Origin of the sequence: Ktedonospora formicarum, assembly GCF_016587355.1 — a bacterium.
GTDB classification, from domain to species: domain Bacteria; phylum Chloroflexota; class Ktedonobacteria; order Ktedonobacterales; family Ktedonobacteraceae; genus Ktedonobacter; species Ktedonobacter formicarum.
Genome location: NZ_BNJF01000003.1, coordinates 299835 through 314243 on the forward strand (window position 1 = coordinate 299835; position 14409 = coordinate 314243).

Sequence of the window (14409 nt, forward strand, 5' to 3'; positions counted from 1 at the left end):
GGCCTCCATGCTCACGCTTCTATTTCCTGCGTTCCCGCATGGCCCCAGGGGAACGCCGTCGGCTCTTCAGCGATATGGATCATCTCCGTGATCGGTTCGGGCTTGCGGTTGAAAGAAGGCTTGATCTCCAACCGCGCATGATGGGCCTTGATCTCCTCCTCATGCGTTTCGAGGGAGGCATTGATGGCTTCTTTACACCCACCAACCAGCTTCTGGATCGCGAGCGTGGTAATATGCCAGCGCTCCAACGGACGGCGCGAAGACGCCCCCCATCTCCACCATCTCCCTTGGCCCCTTCAACAACTCTCCCCCTTCCCCTTCATCTCACAGGGCTTCTCGTACAGCATGTCTGAGGGCAGACAGTGGCGCGCACCCTCAAGCAGATCTTCCCAAGGTTACTCCACCTGTGGAAGAGTTTACTTCAAGCTATGTCAAAGCCAAGATATGAAGCAAAAACTTGTTTTCTTCAATACTCTCAGGTACACGGCCTCTCGGAGAAACAAATCCACAAAGTAGGCAAAAGAAACAGCGCTTGATCTGTTGTCGTATGCACTCTTTTTTGTGAGGATAAGTACATGGCAAACACCCCTTCCATGGCAGAATGTTCATCTGTAATGATACACTCTTTGTGAGAAAAATCTCTAGATATAGAGGGTATTCAATACAAACAGACATGTTTATTGGCTTCAGCGGAGAGAATGTGGAAACACCTATCCCATCATATGATATTCAACTCGTCGCGTTCTCCTCACTTTCCACTCAAAGAGATACGCTCTCTGAATGGCAGAAACATACCTTGTAATGGAGGACAATAAGATTATGACTCCACTTCAGATTCTCGTACAGCATCCCTCGTTTCGAATTTTCTGCCTTGGTTGCTTTTTTTCTAGGACTGCATTTTTCTCTGGGATGGCTACACCGAAACAGCAATGCTTGAGCCTTTTCAAGCAGCCGGCTGTCGAGGTATTACGATCTCATCTTCTCATAGTAGCCTTCTTCAGTCATTAATGCTCGCAGTTTGGCTGTGGTGTCGACTTCCGCCAGCGGTGTATAGACAATCATCTGCAAGTCTGGCTGCTCAGGCATGGGGAAAACGGTGGGGTGCAAGGCAAGACGGTCAACCAGTGGATGATTGATTTCATAGAGACTACCGCAGTCGAGCACAATGTCATGCTCCGGCCACCAGGTGCGAAACTCCGGACTGGCCTGCTGCAACTCAGCAATCAACTCGGTCAACCATGGATCATCGGGGTACTGGTCATACCTGGCATGCAGCGAGGCCAGGCAGCGCCATGCCACTCTCTCCCAATGGACTTCAAATGTGTGTGAAGACGGATGCATGAAATGAAACCAGGGGGCATTGCGCTCTCGGGCCGTTCGGCTGGGATAATCCCCAAAGACCCGATTGGCGCTTTCATTCCAACCTACCACATTCAAACGGGGATCGAAGAGCCTGGCCGGATACATGAGGCCATCCAGAATGGTTTGAGTAGTGGCATTGGGGATGTACTTTTGATCTACCTGGTCATCTAGGAATGGACCCGCTCCCTGGGCTAGGAGAAACAGATGGCGGCGCTCTTCCTCGTTGAGCTGCAAGACGGATGCCAGACGGGAGAGCACCTGATCAGAAACCTGAATGTCCCGACCTTGTTCAAGCCAGGTGTACCAGGAGATGCCCACTCCCACGAGCCCGGCAAGCTCTTCTCGTCTGAGACCACGTGTGCGCCTTCTCTGAAATGCTGGAAAATGAAACTGTTCTGGATGCAGGCGAGCACGACGGTTTTGTAAAAAATCGGCCAATCCCGCACGGCTCTTGATTCGTTCTCTCATGTGTCCCTCGTTCTCTTCTCGCATGCTCTCACCATGAGGCTATGTCTCGCCAGACATATGATACAACACACTCCTGGTTAATGCAGAGGTATTGCTTCATACTATCACCAGCCAGACAACGTGATCTTGCTTCCCACGTGGAATCCCCGGTGCCCGCGTCTCAGATGCGCCGCAGGCACCGGGGTCAGGAATGATCCTGATGCATGCCTGATGTTCTGGTTTCGCCAACGGCATAGCGTGAGTGTGCGAACATGTTGAAATCGAGTAAAAAGAAGGAAGAAAGAAATGAAGCTGGTACGATATTACACCTCTGGAGGGCCAGAAGTCTTACAGATCGAGGAAGTGGCTGTTCCCCAACCCGAGGCAGGCCAGGTATTAGTCAAAGTCGAAGCTATTGATGTTGGGTTTGTTGATACGCAAATGCGCAACGAGGGGTCACCGTGGGGAACGCCCTCTTTCCCGGTGGCACCAGGTGACTATGTGTATGGCACCGTGGTCCAGGTGGGGTCAGGGGTGGACGAGGTTCATGTGGGAGAGCATATTCTCGGTTTTGCTCCATCAGGGGCCTATGCAGAGTACGCGCTGGTGCCTTTGGCTCTCCGTTTTCATCCTCTGCCGGATATCTCGCTCTCTCCAGAGGAACTGGTGACTCTCCCAGTGGCGGGCGAGACAGCGTATCATCTCCTGGCGACCTCGGCGCAGGTACGCCCTGGGGAACGTGTACTCATTCACGCGGCTGCCGGGGGCATCGGACATTTTGCGGTACAGCTTGCGCGGGCGATGGGGGCAGGGCAGATTCTCGCTACCGCCAGTTCTGAGGCTAAACTTGACATGGCACAGGCGCTGGGAGCTGACACCCTCATCAACTACACGGAGCCGGGGTGGACCGAACAGATCATGCAGGCAACAGAGGGAAAAGGTGTCGATGTTCTTCTGGACATGGTTGGTGGCCAGATTCTGATCGAAAGCCTTCCACTCTTGGCTCCCTTTGGTCGTCTCATTATCTACGGCGCGGCCAGTGGAAATATTCCTGCATTGTCACCAGAGAGCCTTTTGAGTCTCATGATGGGTATGAAACGAATTGAGGGCTTCTCGTCTTTCACCTTCATGCAGCAGCATCCTGATCTTATCGCACAAGGACGACAGGCATTTCGACATTACGTCGAGCAAGGAAAGGTGCGCCCCCACATCATGCGCACCTTTGCGCTCGAAGACGTTGTAGAAGCGCATCGCTTGCTTGAGTCGCGAACCTCCTATGGCAAAATCGTACTCTGTCCATAAGCCAGAGTACAGAGAATACCCCCTGCTCGAATGGCAGATTCTCTGCCATTCGAGTGCTCCAAAAGTTGTCAAAGATCGCATCTTTTCAGAGACGGAAGGTTTTCTTTACGTTACTGGATTTTCACGCTCACTGTCGCATTGCAATGAACAGAAAGAAAACGGTCGTATGGTAAGACCTTCTCATGCTTTGGTCAAGCTTCCTCTCCAGACTTTTGAGCCGCTCTCGACTACTTGCCTGACATGCGGCAATGCATCTCATATTGCCTATCATACCCAACGAACAGTTCACTATTCATATAAGATTGCGTCTGTTACATAAGGAACTGAGCATTAGATCATCAGATTCGCGCCATTCGGGACAGAAAAAGCCACTCTAACCTCTTGACCTGGAGTGCACTCCAGGTTGTATAGTTGTGACATGGAAACATATTTCTCGATTCAACAGGTTGCTCAGCAGACCGGACTGAGCATCGATACGCTGCGCTACTATGAACGCATCGGACTCATTGAGAGGGTACAGAGAGCGCCAAACGGCCATCGCCGTTATAGTCAGCAAGATATAACCTGGCTCCAGACGCTGGTCCGTCTGCGCGAGACGGATATGCCGCTGGCGCAGATGCTTCATTTTGCAGCGTTGCGTTTCCAGGGTGATGCAACGGTGACCGAGCGCCGATTGATGCTGGAAGAACACCAACGCGCTCTGGAAGAACATATGCGCCAGTTAGAGCAGCATATGGCTGCGCTGCAACGGAAGATCTCACACATGCGCGAGATTGAAGAGCGCCATAACGCAGCAGCCGCTCAGGTCTACGCGGCACTTCAAGATAAACCCACGGATACCGTTATTTAACGAGAGAATCGATAGGAAAAGATATGACTACTTCCACAGAGACATCCCTGGACGCTCAACTGATTGCTGTGACGTTGCGTGTTAACGGCACAAAGCACGCGCTGTTTCTGGATACACGTGTAACACTGCTAGACGCGCTGCGCGAACATCTTGGATTGACAGGCACAAAAAAGGGTTGTGACCACGGAGCCTGCGGCGCTTGCACGGTTCTGGCAGATAACCAGCGTATTCTCTCCTGCCTCACCCTCGCCACGATGTGCGATGGACGAGAGATTACGACGATTGAAGGCCTGGCCAATGGAGAAGAGCTTCACCCCATACAGGCAGCCTTTATCGCTCACGATGGCTTTCAGTGCGGCTATTGCACTTCGGGACAGATTATGTCCGCTGTGGCTCTGCTCAACGAAGGGCACACGACTTCTCAGGAAGAGATCCGCGAGTTTATGAGTGGCAATCTCTGTCGCTGTGGCGCTTATTCCAATATTGTGGCCGCGATCTGGAGCGTGGTAGAGGGGAAAAAAGATGCGGCCTTTTAGCTACTGGCGCGCCGAAAACGAGGCGAGTGCCATTGCGCGCTTGGCAGCCCACCCCCGAGCAACGTATATTGCTGGCGGCACGACGCTGCTGGACCTGATGAAGGATGATGTACTTCATCCCGATCTGCTGGTAGATATTACACACCTTCCTCTTCGGGGCATTGAAGTTACCAAAGACACGATCGTGATTGGTGCGCTGACTACCATGAGTGAGGCTGCACATGACGCGCTGCTCCGCGAGCGATATCCGTTGATCACGCAAGCGCTGCTGGCCAGCGCGTCACAACAACTACGCAATATGGCAACGCTCGGGGGCAATCTGCTCCAGCACACGCGCTGCTCCTATTTCCGCGATCCCGTCTTTGCATGCAATAAACGCGTGCCTGGCTCCGGCTGTGCCGCGCTGGTTGGCGAAAACCGCGCGCACGCCATTTTGGGTACCAGCGAGAGCTGTATCGCAACCCACGGCTCTGATCTTGCTGTGGCTCTGATGGCACTGGATGCTGCGCTGGAGGTGCGCGGGCCAAACGGCTCGCGGCGCATTCCGTTGGCCAATTTTTATCTCTTGCCCGGCGCAACGCCAGAACATGAGCATGTTCTCAAACCTGGTGAGCTGATTGCCGCGCTGGAAATTCCGACAACATTCAATGCCTCTCGCTCAACTTATTTCAAGGTGCGCGATCGTGCCTCCTACGAGTTCGCTCTGGTTTCAGCCGCCGTGGCTCTGGAACTGGACGGCTCAACGGTCCGCGCGGCGCGGATCGCCCTGGGTGGAGTGGGAACAATCCCCTGGCGGGTACGCGACGCGGAAGCACTGCTCCAGAATGCGCCTCTTGCCAGAGAAACCTGCGCCGCCGCCGCGGAAGCGGCCCTGGCAGGGGCTATCCCCCAACGCGATAACGCGTTCAAGATTGAACTCACCCGGCGTACACTGATACGCGCTCTGACCATGGTAGGAGGCATCGCATGATTCAAAATGCTCCACAAACATCCTCACCCAGCGTGGGCCAGCCGGTTGACCGCGTCGATGGGCTGCTCAAGGTAACAGGACAGGCCCGCTATCCCGCGGAATTTCCCTTTGAGCGCATGGCACATGCGGTTATTGTGCAGAGCACCATCGCGCGCGGTAGCATTAAAACGATCGAGACAGCTGCGGCGGAAGTAGCTCCAGGTGTGCTTGCAGTGCTGACGCATCTCAACGCTCCGCGCTTGCATTCCAGCCCTCCCAGCTTTGTGGTGGGGACAGCGCCGCCGCCGCCTCTCCAAGATCAACACATCTTTTATCATGGCCAGCATATTGCTGTGGTCGTAGCAGAAACACTTGAGCAAGCTACTTTTGCCGCAACTTTGATCACGGTCGATTACCAGGAGGAAACGCCGTTGCTTCGACTCGATGATCCACGCGCGCAGATGCTTGACAACGCTTTTCCCGATGTCGTGCGTGGGGAGCCCGAAACTGCTCTAGCCACGGCTCCGATACGCGTGGAAGAAATGTATACCACCCCGACGCAGCACCACAATCCGCTGGCGCCGGCTGCGACTATTGCCAATTGGGACGGTGAAACATTAACGCTCCACGATTCGACGCAGGGAGTCTACAATACCCGCGCCCAACTGGCAATGATGCTCGACCTGGAAATAACGCAAGTACGAGTGCTGGCTTCATTCATTGGAGGCGCATTCGGCAGTGGACTGCGCCCCTGGCCACACGTGGTTCTGGCTGCTATCTCGGCCCGTCAGGTAGGCCGCCCTGTCAAACTGGTGCTCACCCGCGAGCAGATGTACACAACTACTGGCTACCGCCCGCGCAGTGTACAGCGTGTAGCTCTTGGCGCAACCCGCGAGGGCCAGCTTCTTGCTACAATTCATGAGGGCACAGAGCCAGTGGCAATGAATGACGACTTTCGTGAAGGCCTGACGCGCGCCACCGCTCTGCTTTACTCCAGCCCTCACCTGCGCACCGCCTATCGTCAGGTGCGCCTCAACGTTGCTGTGCCCACCTGGATGCGTGGCCCTGGTGAATCAACCGGCCTTTTCGCGCTTGAAAGCGCCCTAGATGAACTGGCTTACGCCCTGGACATTGATCCGCTTGAACTGCGCTTGCGCAATGACACGCCGGTCCATCCCCAGAACGGTAAACCGTGGTCAAGCCGGAAGCTGCGCGAATGCTTTGAACTGGGTTCCCAAGCCTTTGGCTGGGAACGTCGCCCACGCGCTCCGCGCTCTCTGCGCGACGGTCATGAACTGATTGGTTGGGGCGTGTCTGGCAGTTACTATCCCTACAATCGCCAGCCAGCAGAAGCTCATGTGCGCTTGCTGGCCGATGGCAGCGTGCTGATCCAGACCAGTGCGACCGACATCGGCCCCGGCACCGCTACCATTCTGGCTCAGATTGCCTCAGACGTGCTCGGCCTGCCCCTGGCAAGGATTCGTTGCGAATTGGGCGACAGCAACTTCCCTGCCTCGCCTCACCAGGGTGGCTCTATGCTCGCCGCCAGCGCCGGCTCGGCGGTCCATGAGACCGCTGCCATGTTGCTGGAACAGGCACTTGAGCTCGTTCAGGAAGATGAGGATTCGCCATTGTGCGGTGCAAGCCGGAAGATGGTACTAACCGGCGACGGATATATCGCGCTCAAAAGCGATCTCACGCGCCGCGAGAGCTATACCGCCATTCTCCGCCGCCATGGCCTGGATATGCTTGAGGCCACAGGCCAAGCGGCCCCTGGTGACGAGGCCCAGCGGTTTGGCACGGGCATTTTCGGAGCAAAATTTGCCGAGGTGCGCGTAGATGCTGAGTTGGGCAGAATCCGCGTGAGTAGAGTGCTCTCGGTCATCGCGGCTGGCCGTATTCTCAACCAGAAAACTGCGCGCAGCCAGGTTATCGGTGGTACCGTTGGTGGTATTGGCATGGCCCTGCTGGAACAAACCTGCATGGACGAGACAACAGGCCGCATCGTCAACGCCAATTTTGCCGATTACGCCATCCCGGTTCACGCGGATATTCCCCCGCTCGAAGTGCTCTTTGTCGAAGAGCCTGATCTAGAACTCAATCCACTTGGCGTCAAGGGTGTTGGCGAAATCGCCATCGTCGGTATTGCGCCGGCCATTGCCAATGCCATCTACCACGCTACAGGCCGCCGTGTGCGTGACCTGCCAATTACCATGAATAAGCTTTAAGAAAGATACCCGTATTGCCTGCTACTCTGCTCCTGGTGACAGCTTACGTAGCACTACCCCTACGTAGCGGAACCCTCCATACCTGGCTCCTATCCGAACATTCGGCTTGAAACTGGCCGGTTCTGAGCATTCAACAGGGGACTTTTGTCACATCATGAGCGCTGAATTTACAAAAATGATGTGAGTCAATCCGCTTAAAATGCGGATTGTCAGCCTATCACCAGTTGTCTTGCTCAAGATTGAGGGCAACTGCTCATGTTTGAGGGCAAAAGTCGCTCACATGGTGGTTCTGTCCCGCTTTTGAAACGCCATGCGTCACAGACGCACCACTCTTGATGAGGTTTACGCAACCTCAGAAGATACGCCATGCGTCACAGATGCACCACTCTTGATGAGGTTTACGCAACCTCAGAAGATACTGCTGGCGAACCTTGGGGCATGTGAGCATACTGAAAGAGAGAAGGAAGCAAAGGAAAGAAAAAACGGTCAGGGAACGCCAGAAGGATTCTATTGATGTCACTCAAACCACAACCCATAGAACCAGTGCCTCAAGAAACTGCTCGAGTTGCACGAGCAGCTTACCCTAAAGGGAATCTGTACATGCAGATGCGTGATGTGTTGGGAAGTGTTTACACGAATGAGGATTTTGCCGATCTCTTTCCCAAAGAAGGGCAACCTGCCGAAGCCCCCTGGCGACTCGCCCTGGTGACGATCATGCAATTTGTGGAGAATCTCTCCGATCGGCAAGCCGCCGATGCGGTGCGGGGAAGGATCGATTGGCGCATATCTCCTCGGCCTCGACCTTGCTGACGCGGGATTTGATGCCTCAGTGCTCTCCGAATTTCGCGCTCGTCTCATCGACAAGCAGGCTGAACATCGCTTGCTTGAAAGTATGCTCACGCTCTTTCAACAGAAAGGCTGGCTCAAAGCACGTGGAAGACAACGCACCGATTCGACGCATGTGCTCGCCAAGATTCGTGCCCTCAATCGCGTACTCTGTGTGTGGGAAACGATGCGTGCGGCTCTCAATAGCCTGGCGGTGGTGGCACCGGAGTGGCTCCGTGCTCACAGCCACCCCGAGTGGGTAGAACGCTATGGACCTCGCAGTGAAGACTCGCGCTCACCTGTGGGGGAAGCGGAACGAGTCGCTTTTGCTGAAGAGATCGGAGAGCAGGGAAGAGAACTGCTTGATGCCGTGTATGATCCCATGGCTCCCCAGTGGCTCCGACACATTCCTGCTGTCAACGTCTTGCGCCAAGTGTGGGTGCAAAATTACCAGCGGGTTGATGATGTGGTTCGTTGGCGTTCCTCTGAGCAGATCCCTCCACCCTCTCGCTACATCGGCTCCCCCTATGACGAAGAGTCTCACTACAGTAAGAAGCGTAGCACGACGTGGGTAGGCTACAAAGTGCATCTTACCGAAAGTTGTGAAACGCATTTGCCGTTGCTTATCACTCATGTGGCAACCACCTCGGCACCTGTCTCCGACGACGCCATGACGGCAACCATTCATGCTGAACTGGATCGCAAGCACCTTCTGCCAACGAAACATATTGTTGATACAGGATATGTCGACGCCAAACTCCTCGTTGAAAGCCAGCGCGACTACCAGATCGATCTGGTAGGACCGACTAGAAAAAATTATCACTGGCAAGCTACCCTACACACTGGCTTCGATGTGAGTCACTTTCCTATCGATTGGGAGCGTCAACAGGCAACCTGCCCACAAGGATGCACCAGCACCAGTTGGACTCCGGCCATTGACAACCGGAAAAACGAGGTGATCAAGATCAAGTTCTCGACCAAAGATTGCCAGGCTTGTCCGTCTCGATCGCTGTGTACCCAATCAAGCCGCCATACACGTCGTACCGTGACCATTCGCCCCCAGGAGCAGTATCGGGCGTTGATGCAGAGGCGAGAGCAAGAAGGCACGCAAGCGTTTGCCCAGGTCTATGCCAAGCGAGCGGGGATTGAGGGGACGCTCTCTCAAGGCGTTCGCATGATGGGCTTACGCCGTTCACGATATATTGGGGAGGCAAAAACGCATTTCCAACACGTCGCCACGGCTGCCGCGCTCAATGTGGTTCGCAGTATGGCATGGTTCGATGGGCTTCCTCGCGCTCAGACTCGGCGCTCTGCTTTTGTTCGCCTCTATGATGTGCCTTGAGTGGGTTCGCCAGCAGTATCGCTTTTGGTGATGAGGTCTTCAATAGACTGCTAAGCGTCGAAAACCTGAGCACAAACAATGGAAGGGAGCGATAATATAACCTCATCATTCACCAAATGTGATCCAGATCCACATGGTAGGTCATTTACCAGCTCTCTTCTCTCACTTCTGGGCAGATGATTGCGAAGCGTTCAAGCACGGTACTCATTATACATCTGAACGTGCGTGCGGAGTAAGAATGTGCTCATGTTTCCCTAGACTATGTTCCATCATCAGGAGCATTGTATAAGTTTTCCTCCTTCGGGAGTTGGAGAGGCAGATGATGAGACGAGGCTATGCTAACATGGATTTTGGCTAGATGCATCGGCAGGTTATCTGACGAATCGTCAATGCCGATGATATAGCGGATCTCCTAGTTTTTGGTGAACCGCTTTCAAAATACGTAATGATGGTCAGACTTCTCCCAAGAAATCTATCGCTCCGAAGATCAAGCATCATATAAAAGTCGTTGACGCAGGATACGAAAGGATTGATACAGAACGCACAGGATCGCTTCCATGCCATCCTCTCACCCCAACAGGACTGCTTTAAGCAGGCAGAGACACGCGCCTCCGAGGTCCTGGAGCAGCGCTTCGGCAATCGGAAACATCTACAGCATCTCCAATGGCTCTTCGCACTTGGCGACGCCGTCGGCTTCGCGGCAAGATGCGCGCGCTCGAGGCGTCGCTCACGCTGACGATGCACCTTCTCGACGATCTTGAGCACTCCCCTGACGAATCACCCTCCCTCGCCGCGCTCACAGACACGACAGACGCGTACACCCAGAGCGCCTCCAGGGCCTCGACGCCCCCGTGACCGCGCTCCTGTGATCGACAGAAGTCTCCAAGCGTGCCCTGGCTCACTTTGAGGCTCAACTCCCTGAACTCCATGCGCACCTGAGCAATGCCGCAGGCTGGTGTGAGGTGTTCTTTGTCCCCAAACGACGCGTCATGCCCCAACTCCATACCTTCCTCAAAGCCCTGGCGAGCCTGCGTGAACGGGAGCTGCTGATCCCTGATGCCCCTCCCAAGCCCTTCCTGCCGTGGTCGTGCCCCTGCTCCTCCAAGGAGTCTCATCCACCAACCTCCCGCGCCAGCCCATACGCCCTGAAGGAGCGACATCATCTAAAAGATGCTATACCAAAGCAAGGATATATTTCTACTGATAATAGGTTAGAAGATATTTATAGATAAAAAGATGAATAAGCAGAAATTCGAGAATTCTATTTCCAACACGTACTTCAAAAGTGTCTTAGTCCTCACGTTGAGCAACGCAAGTCAGGCCTACATCCATCCATTATTGGCAAAGGAAGTCGCAGATGTACTTCACGATTATGACGATCCACTGTTATGGAACCATTTGCACCGTGTACTCCTTGTATTCCAAAATACCATATGTTACATATATAGCAAGATTGAGTTGTTTGAATGGGAACTGATGCATTGAATCCCACATCAAACGTGTAAATATTGGAGGTAAAATGCCAACACGCACGGAAATTCTGGAAAACCTTAGCAGATCGCAAGAGCAACTCTTTATCCACTTCCGGGCATTGACACCTGAAGAACTGGAACGCCCATGTACAAAGAGTGCGCTCCCAAATGGCAAGCCCTGGCGACCAAAGGATCACCTCGCGCATCTAGCGTTTATCGAACGAAAATTTCAGGGGATGATCCGCCTAACCATCGAGGGCGAGACTGATCCGATTGGCTTTCGTACCAGGGTAGGCACGACAAATCTGGAAGAAGTGATTGCCTGGGTTCATCAACAGAATCAAGTCTATGTCGATGAGCATGCTGGCGACAGTCTGGAAGAAATATTTGCCAACCTGACCGCCACACGCCAGAAGAGTCTGGAACTCCTTGAGGAGCTTACCGACGAGCAGCTTACACTTCCCGTTCCTGGGGCTCCCTGGGCTGATGGAACCATTGGTGGTGTGTTGATTACCAATGCATCTCACTCAGTGATGCATACTACCTGGATCGAGGAAGGACTCCAGCAGCAGGCATAAACGTGTGAAATTTTTCAAAGCCCACTGCTCTATCTTGAGCTTCCCCCAGTCTGGTCCAGTCGGGAAACATGGATTATACGAGAAAGGATGCAAGGGGAATGGATCATGCCGAAAGAGCAAAGAACACTCACGAAAGCATGTAAGCTTGAAGGGTTACGATTGGCTGAGACGAGCGGAAAGTCCATCAGCGAAATAACTCGTGATCTGGGAGTAAATGATAGTGCCATTCAACAGTGGGAGAAATGGAAAAAAGAAGGAGATCTCAAACAAGAGCGAGGAGTCATTGGAATTGTTTCTGGGTGAAACGATCAAATGGATGCCTTTGAAGGGTAGGTCATTGCTTTCACTGTGATCAGGATACTCGTCAAACGAGCCTATCAAAAGCAATATCCATAGATCCGTCTTTCAGCCAGCCAGCACGACTATTTGCATGAATTTCACCGAGCCATGCCTCTCATTTTCGATGTCTATATACAAAGGAGAGATGAAGCACACTTCATCTCTCCTGCAATGAAAAGGCAATTATTCTTCTTGAGCCTCACCTACACCTCGCCCCTGAACAATCTCAAGCAATGTCTACTCTATTGCAGAGTGTCACTTACTCTATTGCAAGCCATGCATCTGCTCTAAGGTTATTCTACAATCCACAACATGTTCACATCAGGGTACAAGGAATGCGGTCCAACTGGGTTCGTGTCCCGTTCAAGGATAGTCCAGCTATCTCTCCTTTAGAGAGCACACGTTCAGCCTTGGAAACCGGTTGCTTGCCCGACCTCAATGAGATAGTTGTCAGGGTCACGCATGTAGCAGCGAATCTCTCTGCCGTGATCCTTTGGCTCGGTCAGGAATTCGGCTCCTCTGCTTCGCCACTGCTCGTACGAAGCCCTAATATCGGCGACACGAATATTCAGGAAACTGGAAACCACATTGGAGTTCACGGGGGGACGAAGCGTCACAGTGGGTTTATCGTCCGTTGGGCCGCCACCGACGTTTACAATCAGCCAACTATTGCCAATCTGAATGATGGTGGGTTCCCCGCTGCGAACGACGGTACCTCCGAGAATGCGCACATAAAACTCCGCTGAGCGGTTCACATCCGCGACGGTCAAGAAGTGTGTCAAGACAAAGCCTTCTTTGGGAGGCAATTGATAGTCTTCTCTGTTGCTCATGGTCCTTTCCCTTCTCGCTTGTTTTTCTTGAGTTGATGAGTCTCACCACATCTCCAAACCACACAAACATTGCTGCTTTCTGTCAGAGTAACACACGACGGGTTACTCTACCTGAGAAAACGCATTTTGCGATCTTCAGTATCCTGATTGAAAGTTTCGGCTTTTGTTCTTCAGTCAGAAACCATTGCTTAACATGTTCCTAAGTACACTCAACTAACTTTTTGGGCATTGGAACCAATCACTGACAGCATTTTTTCCGGGCACTGGTTAAAGCGGTCGAAGCAATCTTGGGCCGCCGTCAGCAGTGCCTGCTTGGTCTCAAACAATTCACAATGGGTAACTTCGCGACGAAAATGCCGCCAGAGCATTTCAATAGGATTGAGCCAGGGGCTATAGGTTGGCAGATAGAGCAAGATGAGCCGTCCAGCTGCCGCTCGCACAACTTCTTCCACTTCATCATCCTCATGCGTACCAGCATTATCCCAGGCGACATACATGGTTCCAGTTGGATGCTTCTCAACCAGGACTTCCAGCAACTGAGCAATCTCCTTTCGGCGCTTGCGACGCTGAAACTGGACCACCGTTTCACCCGTATGATAGTTCACAGCTCCAATGCCATAATACTTGTCCGGCTGCTTGGGCGTTGGGATCATGACCTGCCGTCCTTTTCGGCTCCACATCGCACGCAACGTTGGAAACCAACTGAGATTGAACTCGTCGGCATAATAAAAGACGTCTCCCTCTTTTAGACCGTCACGCGCCTCTTCGATCGTCTTTTTTTTTCCAGATACTCTGGATCAGGGCTACTTACTTTGTGTTGAGGACGCGAGAGCACGACCTCTCCGGCTTTGAGCACCTGACGCACGGTTTCGATGGACGCTCGAATGCCTGTTTGTTCTGCCATGTAATCGGCGAGCCGTTGCAATGCCCACATCGAATATGGCTGATCTAAGCTGCGGGGCCGACGCCGGACTGCTGCCAAGACCTGCTCTTTGTACGCTTGCGTGATCTTTGGCGGAGGACCAGGCATAGGTCGATCTTTCAACCCTTCAATTCCTTCCGCCATCCAACGTTTGAGCCAGTTGCGGACCGTTTGGGTCGCTTCCCGCACAATGGGAGCAATGACCGACACTCTCAGTTGCTGTTCTCCGGCGAGCAAGATGATTTGAGCCCGGGTACGCAGTCGCGGGTCTTTTGTCGTTCGGTACAGTTTCTCTAACGCTTCCAACTCTTCTGTTGTCAGGGACGGTATCTCCAGGGGCGCTCGCATGGATCCCTCCATTTTTTCTGACAGTTTACCTCATTTCACAAAACATTGCTTGATTGTACTTAGTGCAATCTCAGGAGAC

The 14409-nt window shown here is 53.2% G+C and carries 13 protein-coding genes and 1 pseudogene; 8 read left to right on the forward strand and 6 right to left on the reverse strand.

Features of this window, described 5'->3' with window-relative positions; translation table 11 throughout:
• Positions 1-11: 11 nt before the first annotated feature.
• Positions 12-248 (reverse strand): hypothetical protein, encoded by a 237-nt coding sequence (locus K3T82_RS27690; RefSeq protein WP_220196785.1) that lies wholly within the window; start codon positions 246-248, stop codon positions 12-14.
• A 718-nt stretch (positions 249-966) separates the two neighbouring features.
• Positions 967-1830, reverse strand: coding sequence for a helix-turn-helix transcriptional regulator (locus K3T82_RS27695; RefSeq protein ID WP_220196786.1), 864 nt, complete (start codon positions 1828-1830; stop codon positions 967-969).
• A 285-nt stretch (positions 1831-2115) separates the two neighbouring features.
• Here K3T82_RS27695 and K3T82_RS27700 point away from each other — a divergent pair, with 285 nt between their 5' ends.
• The 6 genes and pseudogenes from K3T82_RS27700 (at position 2116) to K3T82_RS27725 (ending at position 9841) form a co-directional block, all read left to right on the forward strand.
• A complete protein-coding gene (locus tag K3T82_RS27700) occupies positions 2116-3111 on the forward strand; it encodes a quinone oxidoreductase family protein (protein ID WP_220196787.1) in 996 nt (331 codons plus the stop codon).
• A gap of 418 nt (positions 3112-3529) precedes the next feature.
• The gene (locus tag K3T82_RS27705; RefSeq protein WP_220196788.1) at positions 3530-3961 is read left to right on the forward strand and encodes a MerR family transcriptional regulator; all 432 of its coding nucleotides are present in this window, start codon (positions 3530-3532) and stop codon (positions 3959-3961) included.
• A gap of 23 nt (positions 3962-3984) precedes the next feature.
• Complete coding sequence (locus tag K3T82_RS27710) at positions 3985-4497, forward strand: (2Fe-2S)-binding protein (RefSeq protein WP_220196789.1); 513 nt, start codon at positions 3985-3987, stop codon at positions 4495-4497.
• The gene (locus tag K3T82_RS27715) at positions 4484-5467 is read left to right on the forward strand and encodes an FAD binding domain-containing protein (protein ID WP_220196790.1); all 984 of its coding nucleotides are present in this window, start codon (positions 4484-4486) and stop codon (positions 5465-5467) included. Before K3T82_RS27710 ends, K3T82_RS27715 begins: the two co-directional genes overlap by 14 nt.
• Positions 5464-7674: a xanthine dehydrogenase family protein molybdopterin-binding subunit gene (locus tag K3T82_RS27720; RefSeq protein ID WP_220196791.1), complete on the forward strand. Its 2211-nt coding sequence runs from the start codon at positions 5464-5466 to the stop codon at positions 7672-7674. The genes K3T82_RS27715 and K3T82_RS27720 overlap by 4 nt, the downstream gene beginning before the upstream one ends.
• A 513-nt stretch (positions 7675-8187) precedes the next feature.
• Positions 8188-9841, forward strand: a pseudogene (locus tag K3T82_RS27725) (IS1182 family transposase).
• Between the two features lie 587 nt (positions 9842-10428).
• Here K3T82_RS27725 and K3T82_RS27730 read toward each other — a convergent pair.
• Positions 10429-10956, reverse strand: a complete 528-nt coding sequence (locus K3T82_RS27730) for a hypothetical protein (protein WP_220196792.1) — start codon at positions 10954-10956, stop codon at positions 10429-10431.
• A 404-nt stretch (positions 10957-11360) separates the two neighbouring features.
• Here K3T82_RS27730 and K3T82_RS27735 point away from each other — a divergent pair, with 404 nt between their 5' ends.
• A complete protein-coding gene (locus tag K3T82_RS27735; protein WP_220196793.1) occupies positions 11361-11891 on the forward strand; it encodes a DinB family protein in 531 nt (176 codons plus the stop codon).
• A 105-nt stretch (positions 11892-11996) separates the two neighbouring features.
• Positions 11997-12194: a hypothetical protein gene (locus K3T82_RS27740; protein ID WP_220196794.1), complete on the forward strand. Its 198-nt coding sequence runs from the start codon at positions 11997-11999 to the stop codon at positions 12192-12194.
• A gap of 440 nt (positions 12195-12634) precedes the next feature.
• Here K3T82_RS27740 and K3T82_RS27745 read toward each other — a convergent pair whose 3' ends face one another.
• The 3 genes from K3T82_RS27745 to K3T82_RS27755 form a co-directional block, all read right to left on the reverse strand.
• Positions 12635-13060: a VOC family protein gene (locus K3T82_RS27745; RefSeq protein WP_220196795.1), complete on the reverse strand. Its 426-nt coding sequence runs from the start codon at positions 13058-13060 to the stop codon at positions 12635-12637.
• Between the two features lie 209 nt (positions 13061-13269).
• Positions 13270-13830 carry an IS630 family transposase gene (locus tag K3T82_RS27750; protein WP_220197484.1) on the reverse strand — a complete coding sequence of 187 codons (561 nt, stop codon included), beginning with the start codon at positions 13828-13830 and terminating at the stop codon, positions 13270-13272.
• Positions 13806-14330, reverse strand: coding sequence for a helix-turn-helix domain-containing protein (locus tag K3T82_RS27755; protein ID WP_220196796.1), 525 nt, complete (start codon positions 14328-14330; stop codon positions 13806-13808). Before K3T82_RS27755 ends, K3T82_RS27750 begins: the two co-directional genes overlap by 25 nt.
• Positions 14331-14409: the final 79 nt, after the last annotated feature.